This window comes from Rhodococcus sp. FH8, from assembly GCF_019266085.1.
GTDB classification, from domain to species: domain Bacteria; phylum Actinomycetota; class Actinomycetes; order Mycobacteriales; family Mycobacteriaceae; genus Rhodococcus_F; species Rhodococcus_F qingshengii.
Genome location: NZ_LPNQ01000065.1, coordinates 663,481 through 680,993, shown reverse-complemented (window position 1 = coordinate 680,993; position 17,513 = coordinate 663,481). Strand labels below are relative to the sequence as shown.

The window sequence follows — 17,513 nt, the reverse complement described above, 5'->3', positions numbered from 1 at the left end:
CCAACGACTCCGGACCACAACCCTGAGCAATCAACCTGCGCGCCAAACGATTAGCCCGCACCGACAACTCACCATACGACAACGACTCGCCACCGAACCGCACCGCAACCCGATCACCAAACCGCGCCGCAGCATCATCGAACCACGCCGACAACGTCGAATCCACACCACGATCGATCTGGCCGGCACTGAAGCGGGACAGCAGGTTTCGTTCTCCATCGACCAAGATGTCAACGTCACCCACCGCTACGGTGGGATCAGCAGTCACCGCACGGAAGGTCCTTACCAGCCGATCACCGAATTCCACAACGGTCGACTCGTCGAACAGATCCGTCGCATACGTCAAAGAGGCGGACATTCCGGCGGGTGCGCCGGCCTCGTCGGTTCGTTCGGTCAGGGTCAACTGGAGGTCGAATTTCGCCAGCGCAAGATCGGCACTTTCGATCGACACTTCGAGGTCGCCCAGTTCGAGCGTTGTCTGTTCGTGGTTCTGGAACGTCAATGCCACCTGGAACAGCGGATGACGAGCCTGCGAACGAACCGGATCGAGAACCTCCACCACACGCTCGAACGGAACATCCGCATGCGCGAACGCCTGTAGATCCACTTCACGCGCCGAAGCCAACAGATCCGTGAACGACATCGACGGATCAACCTCGGTACGCAACACCAAAGTGTTGACGAACATACCGATCAGATCGTCGAGCTGCGCCTCACCGCGACCCGCGATCGGGGTACCGATCGCGATGTCGGTCGTTGCGGACAAACGAGAAAGTACGACGGCGAGCGCTGCGTGAACAACCATGAATGGTGTCGAGTTACTGCTGTGCGCAATCGAATTGACAGCTTCGTGCAGGGTGGCGTCGATATCGAACTCGACCTCGGCTCCGCGCCCTGAAGCGACCTCGGGACGAGGACGATCGGCAGGCAGATCCAACTGCTCCGGAAGATCAGCCAACGCATCCGACCAGAACGCAATCTGCTTCGCGATCACGGACCGCGGATCGTCCTCGGACCCGAGAACCTCACGCTGCCACAACGAGAAATCGGCGTACTGCACCGGCAACGGCGTCCAAGCCGGCACCGACGCTCGTGTACGTGCTTCGTAGGCAACCATCACGTCACGGGTCAACGGACCCATCGAGAAACCGTCGGTCGAGATGTGATGCACGACGAACACCAGAACGTATTCGCTGTCGCCGACTTTGAAGAGCTTGGCGCGCAACGGGACTTCGGACGTCACGTCGAAGCCGACTGTCGCCAGCTCGGCGACGCCCGCAGCCAGGCGATCTTCCGTGATCGACACGGGGCTGAGGTCGACGACAACGTCTTGGACGTCGAGGACGTCCTGATAGCCGACGCCGTCGACGTCTGGATACACAGTTCGCAGTGATTCGTGTCGGCCCACGACATCGATCACGGCGGCGTCAAGAGCTGCCACATCGAGGGCGCCCGAAATCCTGATCGCCGCCGGGACGTTGTTCACTGCCGACGCGGGTTCGAACCTGTTCAGGAACCACATGCGCTGCTGCGCCAACGAAAGTGGGATCCGAGCTGGCCGGGGCTGCTGCACCAGTGGGGCGGTGGCGCCCGAACCGGCGTGCAGCTCGAGCCGGACGGCGAGTGACTGCACGGTCGACGCTTCGAAGAGCGCACGAACCGGAACGCTTGTGTCGAGCGCCTCTCCCAGCCGAGCGGCGACACGGGTCGCGATCAACGAGTTGCCGCCGAGTTCGAAGAAATCGTCGTCGCGGCCAACCTGTGCGACTCCGAGAACTTCGGAGAACACCTGCGCGACAGTCTCTTCGACGGTCGTGATCGGCGCCTGGTACACCTTGGACTCGAACACGGGCGAGGGCAGAGCCTTGATGTCCGTCTTGCCCGCGGTGGTCAACGGAATCGAATCGAGTACCAGTACCGAGTCGGGGACCATGTAGCCGGTCAGGAACGTCGACACCGACTCGATGACCTGTGCGGGATCCACCTCGGCGCCGGCCTGCGGCACGACGTATGCAACGAGACGATCTCCGAAGTGATCGTCGGAACGAACGAGAGCAACAGCTTGCGCAACGCCCGCGCAACGGGTCAGCGCGGCCTCGATCTCGCCGAGTTCGATACGGAACCCACGGATCTTGACCTGGAAGTCACTGCGGCCCACGTACTCCACTGCGCCACCGTCGATCCACCGGACCACGTCACCCGTGCGGTACAACCGCTCTCCCGGCGCCCCGAACGGGTCTGCGACAAAACGACCCGCTGTCAATGCCGGCTGTCCCAGGTATCCACGAGCGACCTGAACACCCGACACGTACAACTCACCTGCGACACCAACCGGAACGGGCTGCAAGCGGCCGTCCAAGATCCGCGCGGCCATTCCCCGAATCGGGCCGCCGATGTTCATACGATCAAACGCGGTCAGCGTATCGCTGATGTTCGAGGCGACTGTCGACTCCGTCGGACCGTACGCATTGAAGAATCCACGCACACCGCCATCCGGAAGCGGCACCGCCCACTTGGCAACGAGAGACCGCGAACTGGCTTCGCCACCGACGACAACCACCCGCAACGCGTCGAGCCCGCTCGGATCCACTGATGCCAGCGCAGCGGGCGTCACGAACGCATGCGTCACGCCCTCCGAGCGCAAGATCTCGGCCAATTCCGCGCCGCCGTACACCGTCGTCGGCGCAATCACCATCGTCGATGCTGCTCCGAATGCCATCAGCAACTCGAGAACAGAAGCATCGAAACTCGGCGAGGCGAAATGCAGCGTCCGAGCATCCGCGGTCAGCGCATAGCGCTCGACCTGCTCGGCGCAGAAGTTCGCCACACCCGCATTGGTGACCACAACGCCCTTGGGCAGACCCGTGGTGCCCGAGGTGTAAATGACGTAAGCAGGCTGCCGCTCGTCGATCGCACTGCGTCGATCCGAATCACTTACCGGCGCGCAAGATTCTGCCGCGCACGCCGCCACTGTCCTCTCGTCGTCGAGAACAACCCACGTCAACGCCGACGGCAATCCTGCCTCGACGTCACTGAGCGCAAGACCCAGCACCGCACCGGAATCGGAGATCATGTGGGCGATACGGTCAACCGGATACGTCGGGTCGACGGGCACGAATGCAGCACCCGTTTTCACCACTGCCCACAGAGCGAGAACTGAATCGGCCGAACGCGGAATCGCGATCGCGACCCGATCCTCCGGCCCGACGCCCTTCGCAATCAGAACACGAGCGAGTCGCGACGACCGCTCGTCGAGTTCGCGGTAGCTGATCGACTGACCGTCGAAGCGAATCGCATCCGCCGACGGATCCAAAGCGACCGCCGCTGTGAGGATCTCGACCAGGGTTCCCGAGACCGACTGACCTCCATGAACATCGGCCAGCACACCCCGCTCGGCCGCATCGAGAATATCGATGTCACCGACGACAATCGAAGGAACCGACACGACAGTCTCGAGGATACGAACCAGACGCCGAGCAAACCCCTCGACCGTCGAAACGTCGAACAGATCTGCAGCAAACGTGAATTCGGCCGAGAGCCCTTGCTGGATCCCGTCTTCGCCGATCGACTCTGTCACTGCGAGTTCGAGGTCGAACTTGGCAGTGGTCGTGTCGATTTCGGCGGCCTTGATCGCCAGTCCCGGCAGTTCCAATGCCGTTTGCGCGAGATTCTGCAAGGACAGCACAACCTGGAAGAGCGGATGTCTGGCCTGCGACCGGGCGGGAGCCAAGACGTCCACCAACCGCTCGAAGGGCACGTCCGAGTGAGCGAACGCTCCGAGCGCGGAATCACTCGCCGCAGCCAGCAGATCTGTGAATGCCTGGGCCTGGTCGACCTCGGTGCGCAGAACAAGCGTGTTGACGAACATGCCGACGAGATCGTCGAGCGCCTCGTCCCCGCGACCGGCAACGGGAGTGCCCACGGCGATGTCCGAGGTCCCGCTCAGTCGGGCCATCAGAACGGCAAGCGCCGAGTGCAACGCCATGAAGAGCGTCGCGTTGTTCTCCCGTGCCAGCGCGTCCAATCGACGGTGCACATCCCCGGAGATCTCGAACGCGAATCGCTCGCCGCGCATCGACGCCACATCAGGCCGAGACCGGTCCGACGGAAGCTCGATCACGTCCGGTAGGTCTGCCAGAGTCTCGGTCCAGTACGAGATCTGCTGCGAGATCAGTGATTCCGAGTCGTCTTCCGAGCCCAGAACCTCACGCTGCCACAACGAATAGTCGGCGTACTGCACAGTCAACGGCTGCCACGCCGGCGCGATCCCGTCCTTGCGTGCCGAGTAGGCAATCATGACATCGCGAGCCAGGGGCGCCATCGACCAACCGTCAGCGGCGATGTGATGAACCACGATCGCAAGGGTGTGCTCGGTGTCGCTGACCGTCAACAGGCGGACACGGATCGGCACGTCGACGGTGACGTCGATCGCTGAGGATCCGATTGCAGCGACTCGACTTTCGAGCTCGTCCTGATCCGAAACCGACTCCACGGTCAGCCCGCCGAACGCCTCCGAGAGCGACAGAATCGACTGCTTCGGTCCGGAAGCCCCGTCCGGATATACCGTTCGGAGCACCTCGTGCCGGGCCAGTACGTCCTCCAGCGCCATTTCCATCGCGGCAGTATCGAGATGACCAGTCAGGTGCAGAGCAAAAGTGATGTTGTAAGCAGCTGAGTCGGTGTCGAAGCGGTTCAGGAACCACATGCGCTGCTGCGCCAGCGACAACGGAATTTCCGCGGGACGCACCTGTGCGACGAGCGCCTTCTGCCCGCCGCTACCTACGTGCGACTCGATGTGTGCGGCGAGCGCCTCGACGGTGGAAACGTCGAATAGCGTTCGCACCGGCACCGTAGTGTCGAGCGCCCGCCCCAATCGGGAGGTGACCTGAGTGGCCACCAGGGAGTTGCCACCGAGTTCAAAGAAGTCGTCGTCGAGGCCGACTCGTTCCACTCCGAGAACATCCGCAATCACCTGCGCGACAATCTCTTCCACCGGCGTGGTGGGTGCACGAAACTCGCGGACCTCGAAAACAGGCTCCGGCAAAGCCCGGCGATCCAATTTGCCCACCGGGGTCAACGGAACCTCAGCGAGTTCCATGATGACGGACGGAACCATGTAGCTCGGCAGAGCCTCCGCCACGAACGAGGCGAGCACGTCCCGATCGAAACTCGACCCGTCAGCCAGTTCGACGTAGGAAACGAGGGTTGTGACACCCGCCGCGCCTTCGCTTCCGACCGTCACCGCGAAGCGCACAGACTCGTGCGAGGACAGAACTGCGTCGATCTCACCGAGTTCGATACGGAATCCGCGAACCTTGACCTGGAAGTCACTGCGGCCGACGTATTCGAGAACCCCCGCGTCACCGCGCGCGTCTCCGCCGGTCCAGCGCACGACATCGCCGGTCCGGTACATTCGCTCGCCATCCGGCGAATACGGGTTGGCGACAAACCGTTCCGCAGAAAGGCCTCGCCGCTCATGGTAGCCGCGAGCCAATGCAGCGCCCGCAAAGTAGAGCTCTCCCCTGGTACCGACTGGAACAGGATGCAGACGCTCGTCGAGTACCAGTGCCGACATGCCCTCGACGGGACGCCCGATGTCGATCGATCGGCCGATCGCGAGATCGCCGAACGACGAGATGATAGTGGTCTCGGTCGGACCATACCCATTGAAGTAGGCGCGCCCTGGGGCCCATTTCGCCAGCAACTCGGGAGTGGTCACGTCACCGCCGACGGAGACGACTCGCAATTCAGGCAGCTCTGCCGGCTCCATGGTCCCGAGTACTGCGGGAGTGATGATCGCGTGTGTGACCTTCTCGGAATGAAGAAGATCCGACAACTCGTGTCCACCGATAATTGTCGACGGAACGATCACCAAAGTTGCACCCGCGGAGAAGGCGACCATCCATTCGAGTACCGACGGGTCGAAGCTCGGTGAACAGATATGGAGGAAGCGCGAGGACTGTTCTACCCCGTAGCGACGCTGTGCTGCGTCTCTGACGCCACGGAGTCCACCGTGAGTGACGCTGACACCCTTCGGTTTTCCCGTGGAACCGGATGTGTAAATGACATATGCAACGTGAGAACTGTGAATCGGAGCGATTCGGTCCTCGTCCGTGACCGGCGCTGAAGATTGCGCCGACAGTTCTCCGTTCAGCGCCTGGCCGTCAAGGACCAACCATTCTGTGACCGCAGGAAGCTGATCTACGAACTGTCCCGACGTGAGTCCGATCGCGGCCGAAGAATCGGCCAGCATGTGCCGGACACGATCTTCCGGATAACTCGGGTCGACTGGGACGTATGCCGCCCCTGACTTCGCCACCGCCCATACTGCACAGACCATCTCGTACGAGCGAGGAAAGGCGAGAGCAACAATGGTCTCGGGGCCGGCGCCACGTCCGATCAGAACCCGAGCGAGCTTCGACGACTGCTCATCGAGCTCTCGATAGGTGATCGATCGACCCTCGAAGCGCACAGCAACCGAATCCGCCTCAGCCGTGCCGGACAGGAAGATGTCGACGAGACTCTGCCGGGGCATCGTGTCATCCGCGGCTACGACCGTCAGATCGGTGCGCTCGGAGCGTGAGAGCAGGTCGATATCGCCGACGATCGTTTCAGGACGGGTAGCCACGGCATCGAGGATGCGCACGAACCGAGTAGCGAAAGTGTTCACCGTGGCCGGATCGAACAGGTCCGTGGCATAGGTGAAGGTGGCGCTCAAGACGTCCGAGTCTTCGCTGCCTTCAGGATTCTCGGACACCATGAGCTCGAGATCGAATTTGGCGACCGGGACTTCCAATTCAGCTGCAACTGCTTTGACACCTGAGAATTCCAGTTCGCGTCGTCCACTGATCTCCGCAGTGAGCGCAACCTGGAACAGCGGGTGACGAGCCTGCGAACGCGCCGGACTCAGGACTTCGACCAACCGCTCGAACGGCACATCGGCATGCCCGTAGGCAGACAAGCCCGATTCCCTTACCCGAGCGAGCAACTCTTCGAATCGTTCGTTCGGATCGACCTCGGTGCGAAGCACCAGGGTGTTCACGAACATGCCGATCACGTCGTTGAGCGCTTGATCGCCTCGCCCGCCGATCGGGGCACCGATCGCGATGTCGGAGGTACCACTGAGCCGGCTCAACAGCGTTGCATATGCCGCCTGCAACACCATGAACAGCGAGACGCTCCTCGAGCGCGCCAACTCGTTCAACTTGCGCGTCGTGCGTTCGCTGATCTGAAAATGGTGCTTGGCACCGTGATTGGACGCGATGGCAGGACGAGGTCGGTCGGTCGGCAGATCCAACTGATCCGGCAGATCGGCAAGTGCCCGGCGCCAGAAGTTGATCTGGCGAGACGACTCCGAGCGCGGGTCTTCGTCGGATCCCAGTGCTTCGCGCTGCCACAGGGCGTAGTCGGCGTACTGAATCGGCAGCGGCGTCCACGCCGGCGCAGACTTCTCACTTCGCGCCGAGTAGGCGACGAGAAGGTCACGTGCGAGCGGACGGAACGACAGTCCGTCTGCAGCGATGTGATGGAGAACCATCACCAGGACGTAGTCCGTCGGAGACACCTCGAAGAGGGCAACCCGTACCGGGATTTCGAGCGTCACGTCGAAGCCGCGAGACGCCACGTCGAACAGCGCCGCGTCGAGATGCGAATTCCGAATCTTGACCGGATTCAACTCCACCGCGGCCCGGTCGACCGGCAGAACCAGCTGTTGCGCGGTTCCGTCGACATCAGGGTAGATCGTCCGCAAGGACTCGTGTCGCTCGAGAAGATCCATCACCGCGGTATGCAGGGCGGACGGGTCCACCGAACCGGTGAGCCGGACTGTGAACGGAAGATTGTAGGCGGGCGTCGACGGATCGAGACGGTTGATGAACCACATGCGCTGCTGCGCAAGCGAGAGCGGGACGACCTCGGGACGAGGCTTGGCGATCAGCGGGGTGAGCTGCCTGGCGTTGCCCGCCACCGACTCGGCGCGGGCCGCCAGGGTGGCGACCGTGGTGGATTCGAAGAGCTCTCGAACGCCGAGTTGCACTCCCAATGCCGAACCCACTCGCGTCACCAATTGTGTTGCAACCAGAGAGTTTCCACCGAGCTCGAAGAAGTCGTCATCGATACCGACGCGCTCGACACCGAGAACGTCGGCAAACACGTCCGCCACGATGCGTTCGATTTCGGTGCGGGGCTCGCGGTACTGCTTCGCACTCGCGAACACCGGCTCGGGCAACCCGGCACGATCCAATTTGCCACTCGTGTTGAGCGGCAACGCATCGAGCACCATCAACGCGGCCGGAACCATGTACGACGGGAGGCTTCGGCCGGCGAACTCACTGAGCACCGCAGCATCGATGTTTCGGCCTGGACCCGGCACTACGTAGCCGACCAATTGATCACCGGTCGGGGTGACGGTCACCAAAACGACAGCCTGCGAAACGTCGGGGTGCGCCAGAAGGACGGTCTCGATCTCGCCGAGTTCGATGCGCTGCCCGCGGAACTTCACCTGGAAGTCTGTACGCCCGATGTAGTCGAGATTTCCGTCCTCACGGCGACGAACGAGGTCGCCGGTCCGGTACATACGCTCACCGGCCGTGCCGTACGGATTGGCTACGAACCGATCCGAGCTCAGGTCCGGTCGACCAACGTATCCGCGCGCGAGTTGAACGCCGGCGAGATAGAGCTCACCCGGCTGCCCGATGGGGGTCGGGCGAAGTTGTCCGTCCAGTACGTGCGCCTGAGTGTTCCACTGCGGCATACCGATCGGCACGGAAGTAGTATCCGTGGCCACGGCCTCGTAGTACGTGACCGATACCGCGGCTTCGGTCGGACCGTACAGGTTGTGCAGTCCGGCTCCACAGAGTTCGCGGAAGGCGGAAGACGTCTCGGGCGGGAGCGCCTCGCCGATGACAAACACGTGGCGCAACGAATCACAAGATCCGGCAGGTGCATTCGCAGTGAACAGCGTGAGCATGGATGGCACGAAGTCGGTGATCGTGACGCCGAGCTCCGCGATCTTGTTCGCCACGTAGATCGGGTCTCGATGACCGTCCGGAGTCGCGACGACGAGCGTGGCGCCGACCTGCAACGGCATGAAAAATCCCCACAGCGACACGTCGAATGTCGTAGCGGTCTTCTGCAGGTAGATGTCCGACGCCGAAAGCCCGTACTCGGCGTTCATCCACTGAAGCTGATTGTTGATCGCCGCGTGAGTGACCGCGACACCCTTGGGTCGACCGGTCGAACCCGAGGTGTAGATCACGTACGCAGTGTTCGAGAAATGCAAGGGAGACAGGCGATCCGCGTTGACGATCGGTCTGCTGTCGAGCTGCCCATAGTCCAGTGTGTCGATCTCGATGACCCGTGTGCCCGAGGGCAGATCCACGTCGTCCCGCGCAGTGGTCACAACACACGTGGGCTGCGCCGACTCGAGAATGTAGGCGGTGCGGTCGGCTGGGTGGTCGGGATCCACCGGTACCCAGGCCCCGCCGGCCTTGGCGATCGCGTACAAACCGACCATCAAGTCCAGAGACCTGCGGATCGAGAGCCCCACAAGCGATTCGGGTCCGACACCCATGGCGATGAGCTGTCGGGCCAAACCGTTTGCGCGGGCGTCGAATTCGGCGTACGTGAGGCTGGTGCCTTCGAAAACGACAGCGGTGGCATCGGGAGTACTCTCGACCTGACGCTCGAATGCTTCGGTGATGGTCTGCGAGGCAACGTGGAAGCCCGTGCGGTTCCACAAAGCGACCTTGTTCCGCTCCTCGTCGGTAGCGACAGGGAGATCCCAGACCCTGCGGCTCGTTTCGGCCGAGACGAACTTCTCGAGGAACTCCACGAACCGCGAGTGATTCCGCTGGGCGTCAGCGGGCCCGTACAGATTGGGGTTCGACTCGAAGTCGATGTGCGTGCGGGTATCGCCGACGCTCTGATACAGGTTGACACCGAGGTCTTCGATCAAACCCGTGGACAAGATGTGAAGTTCGCCGACGAGGGGCCCGAACGCCAACTCGGTGGAAAACATCATGATGTTGATCCACGGGCCGAAGAATCCGCCCCGGCCCGGCCCGTCACCGCCGCGAACCATGTCCTCGTGTCGGTATCGCTGGTGGCGCAGTGCGCCGGACATTTCGTTTCTGACGTCGTCCAGAAGCTCCTGGACGGTGGTGTCCGCAGTGACGGTCAGTCGCAGCGGCACGACGTTGGAGACCATGCCTCCGGATCGACGCAGCACGGCTGTTGTTCGACCGGAAACGGGCAGACTCAGCGACACGTCCTCTCGCCCGGTCATCTGAGCGAGGTACGCCGCAAACGCCGCGACGACAGTGCCGGCAACAGTGGTCTTCTCGATGCGCTCGAGGAACCGCCCGAGCAGAGCCTCGACGTGGTTGGACAGCGCTGCACTGTCGATCCGACTGACTGGAGCCGGCGCGGCACTTCGACCCGCGAGGCTCGAGATCTCGTCGAGCTTCTCGATCTTGTCTGCCCAGTACTTGCGATCGGTTTCGAAACGACTCGACTGGCGGTACTTGTTGTCCACCTCGTAGACGTTCCGGAGATCGGAGGCCTCACTCGGCTCCGGATCCCGGCCCTCCACGCGCGCCGAGTACAGCTCCGCCACACGAGTGACGAACGTCGACGCACCGAATCCGTCGAGAATTGTGTGGTGGACCCGCGTGTACCAGTAGTAGCGATTCTCGCCGAGCCGCAGGATCGTGGCAGAGATCAAGCGGTCCGTGAGCATGTCGATCGGCCGGCTGCGATCTGCTCGCATCCACCGCATGGCAGCATCGTGCGAGTCGTCTTCACTACGAAGGTCGACGTAACCGACCGAATCATCGAGTGTGGGGTCGATGATCTGGTAAGGCTGGGCGTCGATCTCGAAGATCCGGACGAAGGCCGACCCGATTTCGCGACCGGCGTCTGCGCAGGCCTGCCGAAGGGCGTCAAGTTCCAGAGCACCACGGAGTTCGACGTACTGAGCGATGTTGACCGGAACGGCGGGATCGAGGTGTTGCGCGAACCACATACCGAGCTGGGCCGCGGAAAGCGGGAATGCGTCGGATCGCTGAACGTCTTCCGGCGAGCTGCCGACCTCCGGCTTGCCGCTCCCCAGTTCTCCGTTACCCAGCGAATTCACGCCCACAGCCTCTCTTCCACACCATTGCGCACCCGTGCGAGCCGAACGTCCGATTCGCAGCAGCTACCGACCTCATCCAACCTCGATGAGCCAGAACCACCCATTGTCTCCGATACATAGGTGACAAGAGAAATCCATACCCCGGTGTATCGATGGTTTAGTTGCAATTCGTTACAAATCGCCCAGCTCATCTACCCCCCGATCGCATTGCCGAAACGCACCGTTCAGACGCGGCGCGCGACACCTCTCCCCCTGGGACAATCAATTGCAACCGACGATCTACACCCCAACCCACATCAGTCACCTCGGACAATTTACAGGGCCGCCAGGTACTGGGTGTCTGAGCTCGAACAAGATTCGACAGTCGCTGATCGAGACTATCGGTACTCGCCGACAGACCGACGAAAGAACGCGCCGACCAGCGGTCGGCGCGTTCTTCGATTTACGGTACGAAGCTTCAGGAAAAGCCCACACCAGTCACACTCTTCAGGTGCTCGCTGCTGACCCCTGGAGCCAGCTCCACAAGCTGCAGCCCGTCCGCGGTGACGTCCAGCACTGCCAGGTCGGTGATGATCCGGTTGACGACGCTCTGACCGGTAAGCGGCAGCGTGCAGGCCTCGACGATCTTGGGATTGCCGTCGCGGTCGGTGTGCTCCATCACGACGATGACGCGGCGGGCTCCATGGACCAGGTCCATCGCCCCACCCATGCCCTTGACCATCTTGCCCGGCACCATCCAGTTGGCAAGGTCACCGGTCTTCGATACCTGCATCCCGCCGAGCACCGCGGTGTCGATGTGACCACCGCGGATCATCCCGAACGAGAGGGCCGAGTCGAAGAACGCGGCACCAGGATTGACGGTGACGGTTTCTTTACCGGCATTGATGAGGTCGGCATCGACCTGATCATCGGTCGGATACGGTCCGGTACCGAGGATGCCGTTCTCGCTGTGCAGGACCACTTTGACACCCTCGGGCAGGTAACTGGGGATCAGCGTCGGCAGGCCGATGCCGAGGTTGACGTACTCACCCGGCCGCATCTCGGCAGCAGCGCGAGCGGCCATCTCGTGGCGGGTCCAACCGATACGAGTTTCCTCTGCGCTGCTCACTTGGTACCTCCTGAGACGGTCCGCTTCTCGATCCGCTTCTCCTGTGGGCCTGTGTGCACGACCCGCGCGACGAACACACCAGGTAGGTGCACGTGTGCGGGGTCGATGTCGCCCGGCTCGACGAGGTTCTCCACCTGCGCGATGGTGATCCGGCCGGCCATGGCAGCAAGCGGGTTGAAGTTCATCGCCGTCTTGTTGAAGACGAGATTTCCTTCGGTGTCGCCGTAGTCCGCGTGCACGAGCGCGAAGTCAGCGGTGATCGCCTCTTCCAATACATACGTGCGGCCACCGAACACTGCCGTCGCCTTCGGTGGCGACGCCACGGCGATCGAACCGTCCGGGTTGTATCGCCACGGCAAGCCGCCCTCGGCGATCGGGGTGCCGACGCCGGCCGGAGTGTAGAACGCCGGGATGCCGGTACCGCCAGCTCGCAGCCGCTCGGCCAGCGTCCCCTGCGGCGTCAACTCCACTTCGAGCTCACCGGCGAGATACTGGCGCGCGAACTCCTTGTTCTCCCCCACGTACGACGCCGTCACCCTGGCGATCCGGTGCGCGCCGAGCAGAATGCCGAGACCGTAGTCGTCGACACCGCAGTTGTTGGAGAACACCTCGAGATCGGTGGCGTCGCCGTCGGCGATCGCCGCGATCAGTGCGTCGGGAATACCGCACAGCCCGAAGCCGCCCACTGCGAGCCTGGATCCGCTCGCGATGTCGGCAACTGCCTCAGCTGCCGTATTCACGACTTTGCTCATCCGTTAGTTCTCCTTCTGCTGAAAGATTCCGGCTCGGTGAAGAAGCTTCTCGGCGTGACGGAGAACGGGAGCGTCGACCATCTTGCCCTCGAACGCGAACACACCACGTTCAGTAGACACCGCGGCAAGCACTCGTGTGGCCCAGTCGATCTCTTTTTCCGAAGGTGCGAAGGCCCCGCGGATGACCTCGACCTGACTCGGATGGATCGCAACCTTCACGTCGAAGCCGACTGCGACGGCATCAGCGGACTCGACGCCCAGGCCGACGAGGTCCTTGATGTCGAGGTACACGGAATCGACAGCCAACCGGCCGTAGCTCTTCGCGGCCAGGAGAGACGTCGATCGGACGTGCTTGGCAACGTCGCGGTACGAGCCGTTCGGGTGCCTGCTCGAATTACCGCCGAGACCGGCCACAAGATCCTCGGCTCCCCACATGACACCGATGGCGTTCGCAGCAAGCGCGATGTCGGCCACGGCGAGGGCTCCTCGCGGGGACTCGACGAGTGCAACCACGTCCGCCGGTGCGAGCGAGAGGACGTCCTCGGCCGATTCGCACTTGGACAGCATGAGACGCGAATAGTGTGTGCCGTCCAGCGCGATCAGATCGAGTTCGTGATCAGGTGTACCGACCGGATTGACGCGCACGACCGTCCGCTCCGGATCGAGAGGCGTGTCGATCAGGGCTGCACGTGCGGCTTCCTTGTCGGCCGGAGCCACACCGTCTTCGAGATCGAGGATCACGACGTCGGCAACAGCCGCGGCCTTCGCATAGCGCTCGGGACGATCCGCCGGGCAGAACAACCACGCCGGCCCCGGCGGTGTCCACGTCATGAGGACACCTCTGCCGGACGCAGTTGCACCAGTGTCTTGCGCGTGGCCAGTGCGACGACGTCACCGTGCTGGTTACGCCCGGTGTGCACGAGCGTCACGATGCCTTCACCTGGACGGCTCTTCGACTCGCGCTTGTCCGCGATGAGCGTCTCGGCATACAAGGTGTCGCCGTGAAAGAGCGGCTTCGGGAAGCTGATCTCGGAGAAACCGAGGTTCGCCACGATGGTGCCCTGCGTCAACTGCGCGACGGACAGGCCGACGATGGTCGACAGGGTGAACATCGAATTGACCAGCCGCACACCGAATTGAGTGTCCTCGCTGTACGCGGCATCGAGATGCAACGCCTGCGTGTTCATGGTCAAAGTCGTGAACAGGACGTTGTCAGCCTCGGTCACCGTCCGGCCTGGGCGATGCTCGTAGATCGCGCCGACCTCGAACTCCTCGAACCAGAGCCCGCGCTGAGTGATCTTCTTGGGGTTCGTCACAGCCCTGCCTCACGAGCGATGAGCATCAACTGCACCTCGGTCGTTCCCTCACCGATTTCGAGGATCTTGCTGTCACGGTAGTGGCGCGCGACGGCGTACTCGTTCATGAAGCCGTATCCGCCGTGGATCTGCGTGGCGTCACGGGCGTTGTCCATGGCAGCTTCGGAGGAAATCAGCTTGGCGATAGACGCCTGCTTCTTGAACGGCTTGCCCGACAACATGAGTGCGGCCGCGTCGTAGTACGCGGTACGTGCGACGTGGGCACGAGCCTCCATACGCGCGATCTTGAACGCGATGGCCTGGTTGTGTCCGATGGGCCGACCGAACGCCTCGCGTTCCTTGGCGTACTTGATCGACTCGTCGACGCAGCCCTGGGCGGCACCGACGCTCAACGCGGAAATAGCGATGCGGCCTTCGTCGAGGATGCGCAGGAAGTTCGCGTAGCCGCGGCCGCGCTCACCGAGCAGATTCTCTTCGGGGACACGAACATCCGCGAACGTGAGCGGATGGGTGTCGGATGCGTTCCAACCGACTTTGTTGTACGCCGGTTCGGCCGTGAAGCCGGGCGTCGTGGTCGGCACGAGGATCGTCGAGATCTCCTTCTTGCCGCCGTCCTTGACACCCGTGACCGCGGTGACCGTCACGAGCTTGGTGATGTCGGTGCCCGAGTTGGTGATGAACTGCTTGTTGCCGTTGATGATCCACTCACCGCTGTCGAACTTCGCGGTGGTCTTGGTTCCGCCGGCGTCGCTACCCGCACCGGGTTCGGTCAGGCCGAAGGCAGCCAACGACTTGCCGCTGGTGAGCTGCGGAAGCCACTCCTGCTTCTGTGCCTCGTTACCGAAACGGTAGATCGGCATGGCACCAAGGGACACACCAGCTTCGAGAGTGATCGCGACGCTCTGGTCGACCTTGCCCAGCTCTTCGAGCGCCAGGCAGAGTGCGAAGTAGTCGCCGCCCATTCCGCCGTACTCCTCGGGAAACGGCAGGCCGAACAGTCCCATGTCGGCCATCCCGGCCACTACCTCGTACGGGAAGGTGTGGTTGGCGTCGTGCTCGGCAGCAACCGGTGCCACTACGGTCTTCGCGAAATCCGCAACCGTCTTGGCGAGCTGCTGGTATTCGTCCGGAAGCGCTCCGGTGGCAAGGTAATCGGACATCAGGCGTCTTCCTTCTGCGTCGTGTTCTCGGTCTTTACTTCTGCAGTCTCTTCGTCCGCGACAGGTACCACGCGGGCCAGAACCTGATCCACCATCACCTGATCGCCCTGACGGACAAGCACTTCCACGATCCCGTCGATCGGGGACGTCAAGGAGTGCTCCATCTTCATGGCCTCGACCACGACGAGTGGTTGTCCCGCGCTCACTGCCGCGCCGTTCTCGACGTTGACTGCGATGACGGCACCGGGCATGGGGCTGGCGATTTCGGCGTCACCGGCATGCTTGTCCTCACCGCGAACGCTGACTTCGGCTACCTCGCGCACGTGCCAGGTTCCGCCGCCTGCCAGCCACAGACCGCCATCGGTCTGGGCGACGACAAACGTGCGTCGACGTCCGTCGATCACCACCGCCAGTTCGGATCCCGTCAGGGTCGCGCTGAATGCGCGAGGCTGTGAACCTTCGACCTCGACCTTTGCATCCGCGGGAACGCCGACGATCGCAACGTGCGCCGTTCGGGTGCCGGCGGAGAGCCTGATGCTGGTCGGAGCGGGAGTTCCGACGCGCCACCCACTCGGGACGTCCCAGGGATCAACGGATTCCGAAGTTGTCCACCGCGAGAGCCAGCGATACGCCGCGGCAGCAATGAGCACCTCGTCGGAGGCGTCGGCTGCGACAAAGTCTTCGACGCGACGATCGAGCAGACCGGTGTCGAGGTTGCCCGCGATCACATCCGGATCAGCGAGGAGGAACCGTGCGAATTCGATGTTGGTCACGACTCCGAGCACTGCGGTGTCACCGAGTGCGCGATCGAGCTTGCGCAGTGCGCCCGCGCGGTCGGGAGCGTGGGCGATGACCTTGCTGAGCATCGGGTCGTAGTCACTGCCGACGACGGTGCCCGCGAGCAGTCCGGAATCGACGCGCACGCCGGAACCTGACGGCTCGACCAGATCGACGACGCTGCCGCCGGTCGGCAGGAATCCACGGCCCGGATCCTCCGCGTACACACGAGCTTCGATGGCGTGCCCGGTCAGCGTGATGTCACTCTGGGAGAAGGCCAACTTCTCCCCTGCTGCCACACGGACCTGCCATTCGACCAGATCCAGTCCGGTCACCATTTCGGTGACGGGATGCTCGACCTGGAGGCGGGTGTTCATCTCCATGAAGAAGAACTCGTCCGGCTTGTCGGCGGAGACGATGAACTCCACGGTGCCGGCGCCGGTGTAATCGACGCTTCGAGCGGTGTTGCACGCTGCCGCGCCGATCCGGTCACGGGTCACCTGATCGAGCAGCGGCGAGGGAGCCTCTTCGATGACCTTCTGATGACGCCGCTGCAGGCTGCATTCGCGCTCACCGAGGTGAACGACGTTGCCGTGCTGGTCGGCGAGAACCTGGACCTCGATGTGCCGGGGCCGCAGGACGAATCGCTCGAGGAACAGGGTGTCGTCGCCGAACGACGACGCGGCCTCACGGCGGGCACTGCGAAGAGCCTCGGCCAGATTGGCCGGATCCTCGACCAGACGCATTCCCTTGCCGCCTCCGCCGGCCGAAGGCTTGACCAACACCGGGTAGCCGATGTCCTCGGCCGCTGCGATCAGTTCTTCGTCGGTCAGATTGGGGCGAGCGATACCCGGGACCACCGGTACGTCGAACGCGGCAACGGCGTTCTTCGCGGTGATCTTGTCACCCATCACCTCGATGGCGTGCTCGGAGGGGCCGAGGAAGGCGATTCCGGCAGCCGCACAGGCAGCCGAGAACGCCGAGTTCTCCGACAGGAAGCCGTAACCGGGGTGAATACCCTGAGCACCGGTGGACTTGGCAGCGTCGATGACCTTGTCGATGACGAGGTAGCTTTCACGCGCCGCGGCCGGTCCGATGTTGACGGCAGTGTCGGCCTCGCGGACGTGGCGAGCATTCGCGTCGGCGTCGCTGTAGACGGCGACGCTGCGAATTCCCAACTCACGCAACGTGCGGATCACGCGAACCGCGATCTCACCGCGGTTGGCCACGAGAACAGTATCGATAGTGCGCAACTCAGTCATTTCG

7 protein-coding genes are annotated in these 17,513 nt (G+C 62.9%); all 7 read right to left on the bottom strand.

The window, feature by feature from the left end; genetic code table 11:
- Positions 1 to 11,134: non-ribosomal peptide synthetase (locus ATN38_RS17580; RefSeq protein ID WP_308256256.1), on the bottom strand; the 11,134-nt coding region annotated here is incomplete at its 3' end.
- Between the two features lie 457 nt (positions 11,135 to 11,591).
- A complete protein-coding gene (locus tag ATN38_RS17575; protein WP_178377296.1) occupies positions 11,592 to 12,197 on the bottom strand; it encodes a 3-oxoacid CoA-transferase subunit B in 606 nt (201 codons plus the stop codon).
- A 41-nt stretch (positions 12,198 to 12,238) separates the two neighbouring features.
- On the bottom strand, positions 12,239 to 12,994 hold the full coding sequence (locus ATN38_RS17570; RefSeq protein ID WP_007730192.1) for a CoA transferase subunit A: 756 nt from the start codon (positions 12,992 to 12,994) through the stop codon (positions 12,239 to 12,241).
- A gap of 3 nt (positions 12,995 to 12,997) precedes the next feature.
- On the bottom strand, positions 12,998 to 13,825 hold the full coding sequence (locus ATN38_RS17565) for a CoA ester lyase (protein ID WP_003942031.1): 828 nt from the start codon (positions 13,823 to 13,825) through the stop codon (positions 12,998 to 13,000).
- Positions 13,822 to 14,310 (bottom strand): MaoC family dehydratase, encoded by a 489-nt coding sequence (locus ATN38_RS17560; RefSeq protein WP_003942078.1) that lies wholly within the window; start codon positions 14,308 to 14,310, stop codon positions 13,822 to 13,824. The genes ATN38_RS17565 and ATN38_RS17560 overlap by 4 nt, the downstream gene beginning before the upstream one ends.
- Positions 14,307 to 15,470, bottom strand: coding sequence for an acyl-CoA dehydrogenase family protein (locus tag ATN38_RS17555; protein WP_007730190.1), 1,164 nt, complete (start codon positions 15,468 to 15,470; stop codon positions 14,307 to 14,309). The genes ATN38_RS17560 and ATN38_RS17555 overlap by 4 nt, the downstream gene beginning before the upstream one ends.
- Positions 15,470 to 17,509 (bottom strand): acetyl/propionyl/methylcrotonyl-CoA carboxylase subunit alpha, encoded by a 2,040-nt coding sequence (locus ATN38_RS17550; RefSeq protein WP_042453639.1) that lies wholly within the window; start codon positions 17,507 to 17,509, stop codon positions 15,470 to 15,472. The genes ATN38_RS17555 and ATN38_RS17550 overlap by 1 nt, the downstream gene beginning before the upstream one ends.
- Between the last annotated feature and the right edge of the window lie 4 nt (positions 17,510 to 17,513).